The 15,473-nt window shown below is 75.9% G+C and carries 14 protein-coding genes; 7 read left to right on the forward strand and 7 right to left on the reverse strand.

Annotation, left to right across the window (positions count from 1 at the left end):
• Positions 1 to 756 (reverse strand): SDR family oxidoreductase, encoded by a 756-nt coding sequence (locus BLQ97_RS15575; RefSeq protein ID WP_091367008.1) that lies wholly within the window; start codon positions 754 to 756, stop codon positions 1 to 3.
• Between the two features lie 73 nt (positions 757 to 829).
• The gene (locus tag BLQ97_RS15580) at positions 830 to 1,492 is read right to left on the reverse strand and encodes a mycothiol-dependent nitroreductase Rv2466c family protein (RefSeq protein ID WP_091366892.1); all 663 of its coding nucleotides are present in this window, start codon (positions 1,490 to 1,492) and stop codon (positions 830 to 832) included.
• Positions 1,493 to 1,626: 134 nt separating this feature from the next.
• Between BLQ97_RS15580 and pepN the strand changes: the two genes are divergently transcribed.
• Entirely contained in the window at positions 1,627 to 4,179 is a 2,553-nt protein-coding gene (gene pepN / locus BLQ97_RS15585) for an aminopeptidase N (protein ID WP_091366893.1), read from the forward strand.
• Positions 4,180 to 4,249: 70 nt separating this feature from the next.
• On the opposite strand, the gene BLQ97_RS15590 is transcribed toward pepN, so the two are convergent.
• From BLQ97_RS15590 to BLQ97_RS15600, 3 genes are all read right to left on the reverse strand, one after another.
• The gene (locus tag BLQ97_RS15590) at positions 4,250 to 4,705 is read right to left on the reverse strand and encodes a DUF5130 family protein (RefSeq protein WP_091366894.1); all 456 of its coding nucleotides are present in this window, start codon (positions 4,703 to 4,705) and stop codon (positions 4,250 to 4,252) included.
• A 51-nt stretch (positions 4,706 to 4,756) separates the two neighbouring features.
• The gene (gene ctaJ / locus BLQ97_RS15595) at positions 4,757 to 5,119 is read right to left on the reverse strand and encodes an aa3-type cytochrome oxidase subunit CtaJ (RefSeq protein ID WP_091366895.1); all 363 of its coding nucleotides are present in this window, start codon (positions 5,117 to 5,119) and stop codon (positions 4,757 to 4,759) included.
• A gap of 153 nt (positions 5,120 to 5,272) precedes the next feature.
• Positions 5,273 to 5,884 carry a hypothetical protein gene (locus tag BLQ97_RS15600; RefSeq protein ID WP_091366896.1) on the reverse strand — a complete coding sequence of 204 codons (612 nt, stop codon included), beginning with the start codon at positions 5,882 to 5,884 and terminating at the stop codon, positions 5,273 to 5,275.
• Between the two features lie 155 nt (positions 5,885 to 6,039).
• Between BLQ97_RS15600 and kynU the strand changes: the two genes are divergently transcribed.
• Complete coding sequence (kynU, locus tag BLQ97_RS15605) at positions 6,040 to 7,293, forward strand: kynureninase (protein ID WP_091366897.1); 1,254 nt, start codon at positions 6,040 to 6,042, stop codon at positions 7,291 to 7,293.
• Positions 7,294 to 7,303: 10 nt separating this feature from the next.
• On the opposite strand, the gene BLQ97_RS15610 is transcribed toward kynU, so the two are convergent.
• The gene (locus tag BLQ97_RS15610) at positions 7,304 to 8,167 is read right to left on the reverse strand and encodes an SCO6745 family protein (protein ID WP_091366898.1); all 864 of its coding nucleotides are present in this window, start codon (positions 8,165 to 8,167) and stop codon (positions 7,304 to 7,306) included.
• Positions 8,168 to 8,180: 13 nt separating this feature from the next.
• The gene (locus BLQ97_RS15615; protein ID WP_245692225.1) at positions 8,181 to 8,708 is read right to left on the reverse strand and encodes an HNH endonuclease; all 528 of its coding nucleotides are present in this window, start codon (positions 8,706 to 8,708) and stop codon (positions 8,181 to 8,183) included.
• Between the two features lie 199 nt (positions 8,709 to 8,907).
• Here BLQ97_RS15615 and BLQ97_RS15620 point away from each other — a divergent pair, with 199 nt between their 5' ends.
• From BLQ97_RS15620 to BLQ97_RS15640, 5 genes are all read left to right on the forward strand, one after another.
• A complete protein-coding gene (locus BLQ97_RS15620) occupies positions 8,908 to 11,040 on the forward strand; it encodes a prolyl oligopeptidase family serine peptidase (protein WP_245692227.1) in 2,133 nt (710 codons plus the stop codon).
• 35 nt (positions 11,041 to 11,075) lie between these two features.
• Entirely contained in the window at positions 11,076 to 12,074 is a 999-nt protein-coding gene (locus BLQ97_RS15625) for a mechanosensitive ion channel family protein (RefSeq protein WP_245692229.1), read from the forward strand.
• Entirely contained in the window at positions 12,071 to 13,366 is a 1,296-nt protein-coding gene (locus BLQ97_RS15630; protein ID WP_139173692.1) for an MFS transporter, read from the forward strand. Before BLQ97_RS15625 ends, BLQ97_RS15630 begins: the two co-directional genes overlap by 4 nt.
• Positions 13,363 to 13,761, forward strand: a complete 399-nt coding sequence (locus BLQ97_RS15635; protein WP_091366901.1) for a globin — start codon at positions 13,363 to 13,365, stop codon at positions 13,759 to 13,761. The genes BLQ97_RS15630 and BLQ97_RS15635 overlap by 4 nt, the downstream gene beginning before the upstream one ends.
• A 152-nt stretch (positions 13,762 to 13,913) precedes the next feature.
• Positions 13,914 to 15,461 carry an ATP-binding cassette domain-containing protein gene (locus BLQ97_RS15640; RefSeq protein WP_091366902.1) on the forward strand — a complete coding sequence of 516 codons (1,548 nt, stop codon included), beginning with the start codon at positions 13,914 to 13,916 and terminating at the stop codon, positions 15,459 to 15,461.
• Positions 15,462 to 15,473 lie beyond the last annotated feature (12 nt).

The following is a 15,473-nucleotide window of genomic DNA, read 5'->3' on the forward strand; positions in this document are numbered from 1 at the left end:
TCAGGTGAGGCGGCGGAGGACCGGGAGGGGCAGGACGCGCAGCAGCGCCGACACCGGGCGCCAGGGCCACTCGGGCACGTAGGCGCGCACCGGCTCGCGCTCGATCGCGGCCACCAGCGCGTCGACGCCGGTGTCGAGGTCGACGGTGAACGGGCCGCGGCGGCCGGCGTTGATGTCGGTCGCGATGTAGCCGGGCAGCACCGTGGTGACCCGGGTGCCGGTGCCGAGCAGGTCGGCACGGATCGCCTCGGCCAGCGCGTTGAGCGCGGCCTTGCTGGCGCCGTAGGCCGCGCGGGAGCCCTGCATCCCGCGCACCGAGGCCACCGAGCTGATGACGACGAGGTGGCCCGAGCCCTGCGCGCGGAACAGCTCGACCGCCGCCTCGCACTGCGCGTGGGTGCCGAGCACGTTCGTGGCCAGGACCGCCCGGTTCACCGCGGCGGCGCCGGTGCCGACCGGCGCCCCGTTGCCGATGCCGGCGTTGGCGACGAACCGGTCGAGCCCGCCGAGCTCGGCGGCCACCCGCGGCACCACGGAGGCGACGGCGGCGGGGTCGTCGACGTCCATCGCGGCGGTGACCACCCGGATCCCGGGGTGCGCGGCGAGCAGCTCGTCGCGCAGCTGCTCGAGCAGCTGGGTGCGCCGGGCGACGAGGGCGAGGTCGCGGCCCCGCGCGGCGAAGCGGCGGGCCATCCCGGCGCCGAGTCCGGAGCTGGCGCCGGTGATCAGGATGCGCTGGCGGGTCGGTCGCGGCACGCCCGGCAGCATGCCAGCCGTGCACGTCCGCGGAGGTGCACGGGGCCACTCCGCGGACGTGCACCGGGTGGGGTCAGGAGGCCTTCAGCTCCAGGGCGTCGGCGGGCACCGAGTCCATGTCGGGACCGGAGGTACGGGTCCGCTTGAGCTCCCAGAAGTCGGGCAGGTTGGCCAGCAGGACGGCGCCGTCGAAGGCCTTGCCGGCCTCCTCACCGGTGGGCACCCTGCTGATCACCGGGCCGAAGAAGGCCACGCCGTCGATGTGCATGACCGGGGTGCCGACGTCGTCGCCGACCGGGTCCATGCCGGCGTGGTGGCTCTTCTCCAGCGCCTCGTCGTACTCGGTGGACGTCGCGGCCTCGGCCAGCTCGGCGGGCAGGCCGACGCGCTCGAGCGCCGGCGCGACGATCTCGTCGAGCTCCTTGCCCTCGTGGTGGCGCAGCGTGCCCATCGCGGTGTAGAGGTCGCCGAGGACGCCATCGCCGTGCTTCTCGGCGGCGGCGATGGCGACCCGCACCGGGCCCCACGCCTGCTCCATCATCTGCTGGTACTCCGCCGGCAGGTCGCGGCCGCGGTTGAGCACCGCCAGGGACATCACGTGCCAGTGCAGGTCGATGTCGCGCACCTTCGCGGCCTCGAGGACCCAGCGGCTGGTCAGCCAGGCCCACGGGCACAGCGGGTCGAACCAGAAGTCCACCCGGGCCTTCGTGGGGGCGCTCTGCACTGCCTCGGTCATCGCTCACCTTCGCTCTCGTCGTCGTCCGGGCGCGGGGCGCGCCCGGACCGCTGCTGGCTGCCAAGTGCCCCGGCCGGGCGGTTGTTCCCCCGCGCCCGCCGGGCGTGTCGGCAGTCCGTGGGAAGCTGCCGGGCGTGGCCGTACCCAACCTGACCCGCGACGACGCCGCCGCCCGCGCACGGCTGCTGGCCGTCGACAGCTACGACCTGCACCTCGACCTCACCGACGGCTCCGGCCACCCGGGCCGGGACACCTTCGGCTCGACGACGACGGTGCGCTTCACCTGCCGCGAGCCGGGCGCGAGCTCGTTCATCGACCTGGTTGCCGAGCGGGTGCACTCGGCCACGCTCAACGGGACCGCGCTCGACGTCGCCACCTACACCGAGGAGGGCGGCCTGCCGCTGCCCGACCTCGCCGCCGAGAACGTGCTCGAGGTGGTCGCCGACTGCCGGTACTCCAACTCCGGTGAGGGCCTGCACCGCTTCGAGGACCCCGAGGACGGGCAGGTCTACCTCTACTCGCACTTCGAGCCGGCCGAGGCCAAGCGGGTGTTCGCCTGCTTCGACCAGCCCGACCTGAAGGGCACCCACACCGTCCACGTCGTCGCGCCGTTCGACTGGCAGGTCGTCTCCAACACCGGCGGCCGCACCATCGAGGCCGGGCCCGCCGGCTCGCAGCTGGTGCACTTCGAGCCCACCAAGCGGCTGTCGACCTACCTGGTCGCGCTCGTCGCCGGGCCCTACGCGCGGGTCACCGACTCCTACGAGGGCATCCCGCTGGGGCTCTACTGCCGCGCGTCGCTGGCCCAGCACCTCGACCCCGAGGAGCTGTTCCGGGTCACCAAGCAGGGCTTCGAGTTCTACCACCGGGTCTTCGACTACCCGTACCCGTTCGACAAGTACGACCAGCTGTTCGTGCCGGAGTTCAACGCCGGCGCGATGGAGAACGCCGGCGCGGTCACGGTGCTGGAGGACTACGTCTTCCGCTCGCGCACCAGCCGGGCGCGCTACGAGCGCCGCGCCGAGACGGTGCTGCACGAGCTGGCGCACATGTGGTTCGGCGACCTGGTGACCATGCGCTGGTGGGACGACCTGTGGCTCAACGAGTCCTTCGCCACCTACATCTCCACGCTGTGCCAGGCCGAGGCCACCGAGTACACGACCGCCTGGACGACGTTCGCCAACGCCGAGAAGGCCTGGGCCTACGCGCAGGACCAGCTGCCCTCCACCCACCCCATCGCCGCCGACATGGTCGACGTCGCCGCCGTCGAGGTGAACTTCGACGGGATCACCTACGCCAAGGGCGCGTCGGTGCTCAAGCAGCTGGTCGCCTACGTGGGCCGCGAGGAGTTCCTCGCCGGCATCCGCCGCTACTTCCGCGAGCACGAGTACGGCAACACCACGCTGGCCGACCTGCTCGACCCGCTGTCGGAGGCCACCGGCCGCGACCTCACCGAGTGGTCGGCGCAGTGGCTGCAGACGAGCCAGGTCAACACGCTGCGCCCGGTCTACGAGCTCACCGACGACGGCCGCTACGCCTCCTTCGCCATCGAGCAGACCGCCGTCCCCGAGCACCCGGTGCTGCGCCGGCACCGCCTCGCCGTCGGCCTCTACGACCGCGGGCCCGGCGGGCTGACCCGCAGCACGCGGGTGGAGCTCGACGTCGACGGCCCGCGCACCGAGGTCGCCGAGCTGGTCGGTCACCCCGCGGCCGACCTGGTGCTGGTCAACGACGACGACCTGACCTACGCCAAGCTGCGCCTCGACGAGCGGTCGCTGACCACGCTGCGCGAGGCGATCGGCACCATCCCCGACTCGCTGCCCCGGGCGCTGTGCTGGGCGGCCGCGTGGGACATGACGCGCGACGCCGAGCTGCCCGCCCGCGAGTGGGTGCAGCTGGTGCTCGCCGGCATCGACGCCGAGACCGAGATCAGCGTGGTGCAGTCGCTGCTCGCGCGGGTGCAGTCGGCGCTGACCTCCTACGCCGACCCGGCCTGGGCCGACGGGACCGGCTGGGCGGCGCTGGCCGACGCCGCGCTGCAGGCGCTGGAGTCGGCCGCGCCGGGCAGCGACGAGCAGCTGCAGTGGTCGCGCACGCTGGCCGCGGCCGCCCGCACCGGGGAGCACGCCGCGGTGCTGCGGGGCCTGCTCGACGGCTCGCGCAGCTACGAGGGGCTGGCCGTCGACGCCGACGCGCGGTGGGCGTTCCTCAACGGCCTGGTGGCCATCGGCGCGGCCGGCGACGCCGAGATCGACGCCGAGGCGGAGCGGGACGCGACCGCCACCGGGGTCCGCCGGGCGGCGACCGCCCGGGCGCTGCGGCCGACGGCGGAGGCCAAGGAGGAGGCGTGGCAGCGCGCCTTCCACGACGCCGAGGTCCCCAACGCCGTGCACGAGGCGCTGGTCGCCGGCTTCTGGCACCCCGCGCAGCGCGAGCTCACCGCCGGCTACGTCGACCGCTACTTCGCCGAGATCGGCCCCATGTGGGAGCGGCGTCCGGGCGAGATCGCCAAGAACGCCGTCCAGTACCTGTTCCCGCCGGTGGTCGAGGAGCGGACGGTCAAGGCGGCCGACGCGTGGCTGGAGGACGGCGAGCACCCCGCGCCGCTGCGCCGGCTGGTGTCGGAGGGCCGCGACGGCATCGCCCGCGCGCTGCGCGCCCGCCGGCGGGACGCCGCCGCGAGCTGAGGCCCGACACGACGGAGCCCGGCCGGACGTGGTGTCCGGCCGGGCTCCGTGGCGTCGTGGGGCGGTGCTCCTAGTGGTGGTCGCGGGCCAGGCGGGGGTGGCCGGCCTGGTCGGAGAGCTGGCGCAGGCCGTTGACGACGCCGCCCACGAGGTCGCCGGCGGCGAAGGAGTTCGTCATCGACAGCACGGCCAGCGCGCACGCCCGGTCGGGGAGCCGGCGGGCGGCCGAGGGGCCGGTCACCACCTCGACGACCCGCTGCCCGGGCGAGACGGCGAGCAGCACCGAGTTGGCCGGGTCGCCCCCGCGGGCGTGCAGCTCCTCGGCGCGCAGCCGGGTCTGCTTGCCGAGGTCGCCGATGTAGAGCGTGAAGCGCAGGCCGGTCTCGCGCGAGGACATCGTGAGCGCCTCGTCGAGCCGGGCCAGCTCCCGGTAGCTGAAGACGGTGTCGTAACCCTCGTCGGCACGGTTCGGCGCGGTGTCCACCGTCCCCGTGTCGTGGGGATCGGCGTGCAGGACGCGGGTCATCGCCGGCCTCCGGGAGCGGTCGCGAGGTGGGTGGGGGTCGGGCCGGTCATGTCACCAGGTCCCGCGGGCGCCGCCGAGCGGGCCGACGGTCGCGGGGGTCGGCGCGCCGGCCGAGAGGGCGGTGGCGCCGTGCCCGCCGTGCGCCGGGCCCACGCCGTCGCCGGAGCCGAGGGCCGCCGGCTCGCCGTACAGCGAGGAACCGACCGCCTGGGTGTCCCCCTCCCCGGCGGCGTGCGTCGGCGCGCCCTGGGGCTGCGGCTCGTACCAGACCGGCTCGTGGTCCCAGGACTGGCCGGGCTTGTACTGCACGCCCTGCCGCTTGCGCCCGCCGGGCAGGTAGGTCAGCGCCCACAGCAGGAGGTAGACGGACAGCGGCGCGACGAGGAAGACGAGCAGGGTCTCGACGACGGTCACCCCGACAACCTACCCAACCGGGATCGCCGTCCACCGCTGCGCGTCCCACTCCGCCGGGGGTGCGTCGCGGCACCGGGCCGGGCCTCTCCGGACCGGTCCGGGGAGGCCCGTGGAGCCGGGCGGCCGGGTGCCGTCGCCCCGGCCGCCCGGGAGTCACCCGCCGGTCGGCGTCCGGTAGACGTCGACGGAGGAACCACGGCTCATCGTCCCGCTGCCCACCCCGGTCAGCTCCCCGAGCCGCAGCTCCACGTCGGCGCTGCGGGTGACGTCGCGCCGCACCGAGTTCAGGCACGGGGTGCTGCCGTCACCGCACTGCTCGCCGTGGGAGACGTCGCGGACCGGCGCGCCGGTGCTGGTGACGGTGAGCGAGACCGTCACCTCGGTGTGCCCGGAGACGCCGAGGGCACGGGAGGACAGGACCATCGGCACGTCGGTCACCGACGCCTGCTGCAGTCGGGAGTCGAACGACACCTGCTCGCCGGTCAGGGCGACCGAGCCGTAGGCGGACGCACAGGACCAGCCGGTGCACGGCGTCTGGAGGCTGACGAACAGGGAGCCCTGCCACTCGTCGCTCTCCGAGGCGCGGTACCGGCTGACGGAGACGTCGGCGACCCGCCCGTCGGGGAGCGGGACCTGGGCCCAGGCGCTGTCGCTGCTGAAGCGGGTCTCGGTGACCGGCGGGTCGGACGGGGCGGCCGACGCGGCGGTGGGCACGGTCAGCACGGTCAGGGCGAGCAGGGCGGCGGGCAGCAGGCGACGGCGCACGGGTTCCTCCGGGGTCGGGGCCCGGCGGGTGACGGGCGGCGACACGCTAGCCCCGGGTTCGCGCCGCCCCGGGAGGTACGTCACATGGCGCGCCGGGCCGGTCACGGGTGGTCAGCCCTCCGGTCGGGGGACGCCGAGGCGGTAGACACGGTGCCGTGGACCTGACCCGCGCCGCCGCTGAGGCGCTCGACGCCGCCGACCCGCTGGCCGCCTTCCGCGACCGCTTCGCCGGAACCGAGGACGGGCTGCTGTACCTCGACGGCAACTCGCTGGGCCGCATGCCGCGGGAGACCCCGGCGGCCCTGGCCCGGGTGGCCGAGCAGGAGTGGGGCCGCGGGCTGGTCGGCTCGTGGGGGTCGTGGATCGACGTCGGCACCCGGGTCGGCGACGTCATCGGCACCGGCGTCCTGGGGGCGCGCCCGGGCGAGGTGCTGCTGTCGGACTCCACCACCGTCGACCTCTACAAGCTGCTGGTGGCCGCCGCGGACGCCCGGCCGGACCGCGACGTGCTGGTCTGCTGCGCCGACGACTTCCCCACCGACCGCTACGTCGTCTCCGGGGTGGCGCAGGCGCGCGGGATGACCGTGCGGGAGGTGCCGGCCGACGTCGACGAGGGCCTGGACCCCGCGGTGCTGGCCGCCGCGCTGGACGAGCGGGTCGCCGTCGTCGTCCTCTCGGCGGTGGCCTACCGCTCCGGCGCGCTGGCCGACGTCGCCGCCGTGACGTCGGCCGCGCGGGAGGCCGGGGCGCTGGTGGTGTGGGACCTCTCGCACGCCGCCGGCGCCGTGGAGGTGGATCTGGCCGCGCGCGGCGTCGACCTCGCCGTGGGGTGCACGTACAAGTACCTCAACGGCGGGCCCGGGGCGCCGGCGTTCCTCTACGTGCGGCGGGAGCTGCAGGAGGAGCTGCGCCAGCCGATCTGGGGCTGGTTCGGCCAGCGCGACCAGTTCGCGATGGGCCCGGCCTACGACCCGGTGCCGGGGATCGGGCGCTTCGGTGTCGGGACGCCGCCGGTGCTGGCCGCCGCCGCGGTGGAGGTCGGCGCGCGGCTGGTGGCCGAGGCCGGGATCAGGCGGCTGGCGGCCAAGGGGCGGGCGGTGACCGGGCTGCTGGTCGCGCTCGCCGACGCGCACCTGGCGCCGCACGGCGTGGCGCTGGCCAGCCCCCGCGACCCCGCCCGCCGCGGGTCGCACGTCACGCTGGCGCACCCAGCCGCATGGCAGCTGACCCAGGCGCTGGTGGACCGCGGCGTCGTCCCCGACCACCGCACGCCCGACCGGGTGCGCCTGGGCCCGGCGCCGCTGTACACGCGGTACGTCGACGTGTGGGACGCCGTCGACCGGTTCCGCGCCCTGCTCGAGGACGGCGGCTGGCGCGCCTACCCCGAGGAGCGCAGCCGCGTCACCTGATCCCCAGGCGTCAGTCGACCTCGGGCGGGACGCCGATCGGGTTGCGGTCGGGGAACAGCCCGGCCGTGACGACGGCGCGGCGCACGGGCACGAGCAGCTCGGCGAGCCGGTCGCAGCGCGGGTCGCCGAGTGCCCGCCACGGCGCCAGGGCGAGGCGGTCGGTGTCGGCCTCGATCGCGGTGACCATCGCCAGGCCCTCCGCCGACAGCCCGTCCCCGTCGAGCCAGCCGCGCCCGGCCAGCTCGTCGCGGGCGGCCGACCAGGCGTCGTCGTCCCAGCCGCGCGCCTTCTGCAGCCACTCGCGGTCCACCCGGCCCGCGGCGGCCACCAGCACGTGGGCGCCGACGCCGGAGACCTCCCGGCCGACCAGCGCCACGGTGTGCCCGTCGCCGCGGTGCTCGCGCAGGGTGGTGAGCGACTGCCACAGCGACAGGTGGGGCTCGTCGGGCGCGACTACCGCCGCGTTCGCCGCGGCCAGCGGCCGGCCGGGCAGGTCGACCGCCTCGGCGGCGGTGCGGGCCAGCGCGGCGGCCTCCGCCGCCTCGGCCGAGGCCGCCCACTCCCCCAGCACCCGGCGCACCGTGGCGTCGACGCCGGCCAGCCGGGCCGCCAGCGCCTCCGCGGGCGTCACCGCCGACCAGACCGCGGGCACGCGGCGGGCGACGAAGGAGGGCGCGAAGTTGACGAAGGTCGCCGTCACGACCTCCGGCCCCACCGGCCCGAGCGGCGCGGCGCGCATCGCGAAGTAGGCCGACCAGAAGCCGGTCAGCCCGGCCGCCTCCGCCGCGGCCCGCGACTCCTCGGCGAAGTACGTGACCGCGTGGTAGGGCTCGGCCAGTGCCCACAGCCGGCGCGCCGTGCCTGCCGACGTCATGCGCGGTCCTCCCTCACGCGGAGACGCTCTCGGGGACGCCGAGCCACTCGCGCCAGCGCGGGTCGACCGTGCGGGCGCCCAGCAGCCGCCAGGCCGCGCCGCTCGGCGTGCGCGGCGGGTTGGGCAGCTTCCAGCCCAGCTCGGCCAGCGACCGGTCGGCCTTGGTGTGGTTGCAGCGCCGGCAGGCGGCCACCACGTTGTCCCACGTGTGCGTGCCCCCGCGGCTGCGCGGCACCACGTGGTCGATGCTGGTGGCCGAGCTCCCGCAGTAGACGCAGGTCTGCCCGTCGCGGGTGAACACCGCGCGGCGCGACAGCGGCACCTGCGCCGGGTAGGGCACCCGGACGTAGCGGGTCAGCCGCACGACCACGGGGACGGCGAGGCTGACCCGCTCGGCGTGGACGACCTCGGCGGCGTCGTCGACGGGCACCGCCTTCTCGGCCAGGACCAGCACGATCGCGCGGCGGCTGGAGACCACGCACAGCGGCTCGTAGGTGGCGTTGAGCAGGAGGGTGGCGGCCGTCGTGCCGGACGAGGGCACGGGCAGCCGGGGGACGGGGACGGGGTCGCGGCGCGGACCTGGGTGGCCCGCCGGCGACGACCCGGACGCGGAACGCGACACGGAGCACCTCCGGAGGCCCCGGACCGCCGTACCGGGGCGGCCCGCGGGCAAGCCCATAGTGCCCTGACCAGGCCCGGTGGCGCGCGGGGGAGCCACCGGCCGCCGTACGGTGCTGGGGGTGCGATACCCCGACGTGCGCTCTCCCGACGCCGAGAGGCTCGACCTGGTCGAGGACCTGCACGGCCACCGCGTGGCCGACCCCTACCGCTGGCTCGAGGACCCCGACGACCCGCGCACGCGGGAGTGGACGGCGGCCCAGGACGCGCTGGCCGCCGATGTCCTCGGCGCGCTGCCGGCCCGCGCCGGCTTCGCCGCCCGCCTGGAGCAGCTCGTGCACGCCGGCGCGGTCGGCGTCCCGGTGCACCGCGGCGGCCGGGCCTTCTCCACCCGCCGCGACCCCGGCCAGGAGCACGCGGTGCTGCGGGTCCGCGAGCCCGACGGCACCGTGCGCGTGCTGGTCGACCCGATGGCGGTCGACCCGTCGGGGACGACGACGCTCGACGCCTGGGCGCCGTCGTGGGAGGGCGACCGGCTGGCCTACCAGCTCTCCACCGGCGGCGACGAGGAGTCGCGGCTGCACGTCCTCGACGTCGCCACCGGTGAGGCGCTCGACGGGCCGGTCGACCGCTGCCGCTACTCCCCCGTCGCCTGGCTGCCCGGCGGTGAGGAGCTGTTCTACGTCCGCCGGCTGGCGCCCGACCAGGTGCCCGCCGGCGAGGAGCAGTTCCACCGCCGCGTGTGGCGCCACCGCGTCGGCGCCGACCCCGACGGCGACGTCCTGGTGCACGGCGAGGGGCTGGACCCCACCAACTACTACGGCGTGCGGGTCAGCGCCGACGGCCGCTGGCTGGTGGTCTCCGCCTCGGCCGGCACCGCGCCGCGCGACGACGTCTGGCTGGCCGACCTCGCCGGCGCCGGGACGCTCGAGCCCCTGCAGGTCGGCGTCGACGCGCAGACCGCCGCCTGGGTGGCCCGCGACGGCCGGCTGTGGCTGATGAGCGACCGCGGCACCCCGCGCTGGCGGCTGGCCGTGGGCGACCCGGCCGACCCCGCGACCTGGGCGCCGGAGCGCTGGGCCGACGTCGTCCCGGAGTCCGGCGACGGCGTGCTGTCCGACGTCGCGCTGGTCGACGGCGCCGACGGGACGCTGCAGGTGCTCGCCGTCCACTCCGTCGACGCCACCGACCGGCTCTCGGTGTGGGCCGGGGACGGCTCGGGGCGGCTGGCCGAGGTGACCGGCCTCCCGCCGGGGAGCGTCTCCGGCGTCAGCGCCCCGCCGGAGGGCGGGACGGCGGCGTGGGTCGGCTTCACCGACTACTCGACCCCGCCGTCGGTGTTGCGCTGGGACGCCACCGCCCCGGACACCCTGACGCCCGACGAGCGGGCACCGGTGGCCGGCGAGGTGCCGGAGGTGACCGTCGTCGAGACGCACGCGACCTCGCGCGACGGGACGCCGGTGCACCTGTTCGTGCTCTCGGCTGCGTCCTCCCCCACCCGTCCCCCGGACACCCCGCGCCCGGCCGTCCTCTACGGCTACGGCGGGTTCAACGTGGCGCTCACCCCGGCCTACTCGGCGCAGGCGCTGGCCTGGGTCGCCGCGGGCGGGGTGTGGGCGGTGGCCAACCTGCGCGGCGGCTCCGAGCACGGCGAGGAGTGGCACCGCGCCGGCATGCGCGAGCGCAAGCAGAACGTGTTCGACGACTTCGCCGCGGCCGGCGAGCACCTGGTCGCCGAGGGCTGGACGACGCACGCGCAGCTGGCGGTCATGGGCGGGTCCAACGGCGGCCTGCTGGTGGGCGCCACGCTCACCCAGCGGCCCGACCTCGCCGCGGGCGTCGTCTGCAGCGCGCCGCTGCTGGACATGGTCCGCTACGAGCGCTTCGGCCTGGGCCGGACGTGGAACGACGAGTACGGCACCGCCGACGACCCGGTGGAGCTCGGCTGGCTGCTCGGCTACTCGCCGTACCACGCGGTCCGGGAGGGCACCGCGTACCCGGCGACGCTGTTCACCACCTTCGAGTCCGACACCCGCGTCGACCCGCTGCACGCCCGCAAGCTCGCCGCCGCGCTGCAGGCGGCCACCGCGGCCGGCGCGCCGGTGGTGCTGCGCCGGGAGACGTCGGTGGGCCACGGCGCCCGGGCGGTCAGCCGCACGGTGGGACTGGCCGCCGACCAGCTGGCGTTCCTCGCCGCCGCCACGGGTGTGACCGACTGGGGTGCCGCGGGTCCCGGCGGGGCCGCCGCTCTCTGACACGATGGAGAGTGATGACTGCTCTACCGTCCGTGATGGCTGCCGACAGCGTGCTCGCCGAGACCGTGCCCTCCTGCGTCGAGGACCCGACGACTCTGTGCGCCCGGGTCTACCAGTGGTCCGGGCTGGACTGGCTGGCGGCGAACGCCGAGGTCCTGATCGAGAAGCCGGCGCGGATCCTGCTGGTGGTGGTGCTCGCCGCCGTCGTCCGGCTGCTGCTGCACCGGGCGATCCGGCGGCTGACCGACCGCACCGCCACCGGGTCGATGCCGACGATCCTGCGGCCGTGGCGCAACCGCGTCCGGGCCGCCGACCCCGACGGCGTGGAGAGCATCGCGCAGCGGCGCACGCAGCGCGCCGAGGCGATCGGGTCGGTGCTGCGCAGCATCGCGTCGTTCGTGGTGCTCGGCATCGCCGTCGTCCTGGTGCTCGGCGAGCTCGGGGTGAACCTGGCGCCGATCATCGCCAGCGCCGGCGTCCTCGGGGTGGCGCTCGGCTTCGGCGCGCAGAACCTGGTCAAGGACTTCATCGCCGGGATCGGGATCATCCTCGAGGACCAGTACGGCGTCGGGGACGTCGTCGACCTGGGTGAGGCCAGCGGCACCGTCGAGGCGGTGGGCCTGCGGATCACCCGGCTGCGCGACGTCAACGGCGTGGTCTGGTACGCCCGCAACGGCGAGATCCTCCGCGTGGGCAACAAGAGCCAGGGCTACGCCCAGGTCGTCATCGACATGCCGGTCGCCCACGACACCGACCTCGAGCGCTGCCGGCGGGCGATGCAGGAGGTCGCCGACGGGATGTACGCCGAGGACGCGTGGGGAGCGGTGCTGCTGGCCGAGCCCGAGTCCCTCGGCGTCGAGCAGATCACCGCCGAGGGCGTGGTCATGCGGGTGCAGGTGCGCTCGACCAACGCCGACCAGTGGCGGGTCGCCCGGGAGCTGCGGATGCGCCTCAAGGAGCGCTTCGTCGCCGAGGGCATCCGGACGCCCCCGCCGCTGCTCGGCGCGTCGGCCACCGGGGCCGGCGCGCGGTGAGCGAGGACGCGCCACCGGGCGGACCCGGGCGGCCGGCGACCTTCCGGGAGGTCTTCGCCGTCCGCGAGTTCCGGCCGCTGTTCGGCACCTACACGCTGTCGACGATCGGCGACGAGCTCGCCCGCGTGGCGCTGACCGTCCTGGTCTACCAGCGCACGGAGTCGCCGCTGCTGTCGGCGCTGACCTTCGCGCTGAGCTTCCTGCCGTGGGCGGTCGGCGGCCCGCTGCTGGCCACCGTCGCCGACCGCTTCCCCCGGCACCGGGTGCTCATCGCCAGCGACGTCGCCCGCGGCGTGCTGGTCGCCGGCATGGCCGTGCCCGGCACGCCGCTGCCGGTGCTGCTGGTCCTGCTGCTGCTGGTCTCCCTGCTCGCGCCGCCGTTCGAGTCGGCCCGCTCGGCGCTCATGGCCGACGTCCTCGAGGGCGAGCGGTACGCGGTGGCGACGTCGCTGACCAACGTGAGCCTGCAGGTGGCGCAGGTGGTCGGCTTCGTGCTCGCCGGCGGCCTGGTGACCGTCCTCAGCCCGTCGGTCGTGCTGCTGGCCGACGCGGCCACGTTCGTCGTCTCCGCCGTCTGGCTGGCCGCCACGCTCGAGCGCCGGCCGGCACCGGCCGGGGAGGCGACGGAGCCCTCGTCGGTGTGGCAGGACACCGCCGACGGCCTGCGCCTGATCGGCCGCAACCCGCGCCTGCTGGCGATCATCGCGCTGCTGTGGACCGGCACGATGTTCGCCAACGCCGCCGAGGGCATCGCCGTCCCGCTCACCGACTCCCTGGGCGAGGGGCCGGCCCAGCTGGGCGTGCTGCTGGCGGCCAACCCGCTCGGCGTCACCATCGGCGGGCTGGTGGTCGCCCGCGTGCTGGGGACGGCGCGCAGCGAGCGGCTGATGCCGGTGCTGGTGGCGCTGTCGCTGGCGCCCCTGCTGCTGGCCGGCCTGGTCGCCGTCGCCGCCGGGCCGAGCCGGGGCGCCTACGCGCTCGTCGTCGCGCTGCTGTTCGTGGCGGGGCTCGGCGCCTCGTGGTCGATCCCGCTCAACGTCTCCTTCGTCCAGGCGGTGCCCTCGGCCTACCGCGGGCGGGCCTTCGGGGTGGCCGTCAGCGGGCTCTACGGCGTCCAGGGCCTCGGTGCCCTGGGCGCGGGCCTGGCCGCCGAGCAGGTGCCGCCGGGCGCCGTCGTCGCGCTGGCCGGTGGCATCGGCCTGCTCGCCGTGGTCCCGCCGCTGCTCGGCTTCGCCCGCACCCGCCCCGCCGTGGCAGGGGACGGTCCGGCTGGGGGACCATCGGTGCCATGAGCCAGGCGAGCCGGTCCCTGCCCTCGGCACGGACCTTCTACGAGGAGGTCGGCGGTGAGCCGACCTTCCGGCGGCTGGTCGCCCGGTTCTACGCCGGCGTCCGGTCCGACCCCGTGCTCGCCCCGCTGTACCCCCAGGACGACTGGGAGGGCGCCGAGACCCGGCTGCGCCGGTTCCTCGAGCAGTACTGGGGCGGGCCCACCACCTACTCGCAGGAGCGCGGGCACCCGCGGCTGCGCATGCGGCACGCGCCGTTCGCCATCGGCGAGGTCGAGCGGGACGCGTGGCTGCGGCACATGCGCGACGCCGTCGACTCCCTCGGGCTGACCGACGAGCAGGACGCAACGCTGTGGGGGTACATGGAGATGGCCGCCTTCAGCATGCAGAACCGGTGAGGGACGGCCCGGCGGTCCGTCGCCGGCCCGACCGCGGAGCCGGCCCGTCCGCCTGCGGGTAGCATCCGTGCCGGAACGGAGCGTCGCTGGGGGACGCTGACGCACGGCCGGCCGACGCCGTCCGGTGCCCGGTCGGGGAGGTCCGCTCGTCCATGACGCTGCTGCAGGTCGAGGCTCTGACGAAGTCGTTCGGGGCCCGCCGCGTCCTGCGGGACGTGTCCTTCAGCATCGCCGAGGGCGAGATCGTGGGTCTCGTCGGCACCAACGGGGCGGGCAAGTCCACCCTCGGTGACATCGTGGCCGGCATCACCCCGGCCGACTCCGGGCGGATGACGCTGCTGGGCCACCCCTACGCGCCGCTGTCGGCCGCGGACGCCCGCCACGTCGGCGTCGGCGTGGTCGAGCAGCTGGTCCGCATCGACCCGTCGCTCACCGTCGCCCAGGCCGTCTTCCGCGGCACCGCGCAGGCCGGCCGGCCGCAGGAGGAGCTGCGGCGGCAGGCCCAGGTGCTGCTGTCCGAGGTCACCCTCGACGTCGACCCCGACACCCTCGTCGGCGACCTGCCGCACTTCGTGCACGGCCTGGTCGAGACCGCCCGCGTACTGGCCGAGGCCACCCGGCTGGTCGTCCTGGACGAGGTCTCGGCCGCGCTGCTGCCCTCGGAGGTCACCGGCCTGCACGCCGTCGCCGGGCGGCTGAGCCGGCAGGGCCGCGGCGTCCTCTACATCAGCCACCGGCTGCCCGAGATGCTCGAGGTGGTCGACCGGGTGCTGGTGCTGCGCGACGGGTGGATCGCCCTGGACAGCCCGAGCGAGGCGCTCGACCCGGTCCGGCTGGCCGCCGAGACGGTGGGCGAGCCCGTGTCGGTCCCGGTCCGCCGGGAGACGGTCGCGGCGGTGCCCGACGACGTGGTGCCGCCCGACGACGCCGCGGTGCCCGACGGCGCCGCGGCGCCCGTCCCGGCCCGCCCGGCGCCGTCGGACGAGGTGGCCCTGCGGGTGCGCAACCTGCGGGTGCCCGGCCGGGTCGAGGGCGTCGACCTGCTGCTGCGCCGCGGCGAGGTGGTGGGGCTGACCGGGCACCGCTCGTCGGGCGTCCGCGAGATCGCCGACGCGCTGTCCGGGGAGCTGCCGGCGATCACCGACGAGATCGAGCTGCACGGCGAGCCGCCGGCCGACGCCGGGACGCTGCGGCTGCCGGTCTACCGCCCCGACGAGGACGCCTACGGGGTCGACCCGGGCGAGACGATCGCCCGCACCCTCACCCAGGAGGCGTGGGGCTCGCTCACCGACCTGCGCAAGGAGATCGCGACGCTGCGCGAGGTCATCCGGACCGTGCACCAGATGGACGTCAAGACGCTGAGCATCCGCACCGTCTTCGGGGCGCTGTCCGGCGGCGACCAGCACAAGCTGGCGCTGGCGCGGTGGATGTCCTCCGCGCGCGACGTCGTCGTCCTGCACGAGCCCACCCGGGGCCTCGACGTCCGGGCTCGCCGCCAGGTGCGCCAGCTGCTCGACGACGCCACCGCGCACGGCACCTCGGTCGTCGTGGTGTCGGTCGACCCCGACGAGCTCGCCGAGTGCTGCGACCGCGTCGGCATCGTGGTCGACGGCCGGGTCGCCCGGTGGATCGACACCGGCGAGCTCGCCCTCGACTCCGTGCGCGAGCGCATCGTCGAGGCGGCCACCGCCGCGGCCTGACGCCGGCACCCG

Source organism: Geodermatophilus telluris (assembly GCF_900102745.1).
Lineage (GTDB): Bacteria > Actinomycetota > Actinomycetes > Mycobacteriales > Geodermatophilaceae > Geodermatophilus > Geodermatophilus telluris.

What these genes read in the sequence shown, in the direction of transcription:
- BLQ97_RS15580 (WP_091366892.1), bottom strand. Translation starts at nt 1,492, where the DNA reads ATGACCGAGGCAGTGCAGAGCGCCCCCACGAAGGCCCGGGTGGACTTC.
- BLQ97_RS15590 (WP_091366894.1), bottom strand. Translation starts at nt 4,705, where the DNA reads ATGACCCGCGTCCTGCACGCCGATCCCCACGACACGGGGACGGTGGAC.
- BLQ97_RS15610 (WP_091366898.1), bottom strand. Translation starts at nt 8,167, where the DNA reads ATGACGTCGGCAGGCACGGCGCGCCGGCTGTGGGCACTGGCCGAGCCC.
- BLQ97_RS15625 (WP_245692229.1), top strand. Translation starts at nt 11,076, where the DNA reads ATGGCTGCCGACAGCGTGCTCGCCGAGACCGTGCCCTCCTGCGTCGAG.
- BLQ97_RS15635 (WP_091366901.1), top strand. Translation starts at nt 13,363, where the DNA reads ATGAGCCAGGCGAGCCGGTCCCTGCCCTCGGCACGGACCTTCTACGAG.
- BLQ97_RS15640 (WP_091366902.1), top strand. Translation starts at nt 13,914, where the DNA reads ATGACGCTGCTGCAGGTCGAGGCTCTGACGAAGTCGTTCGGGGCCCGC.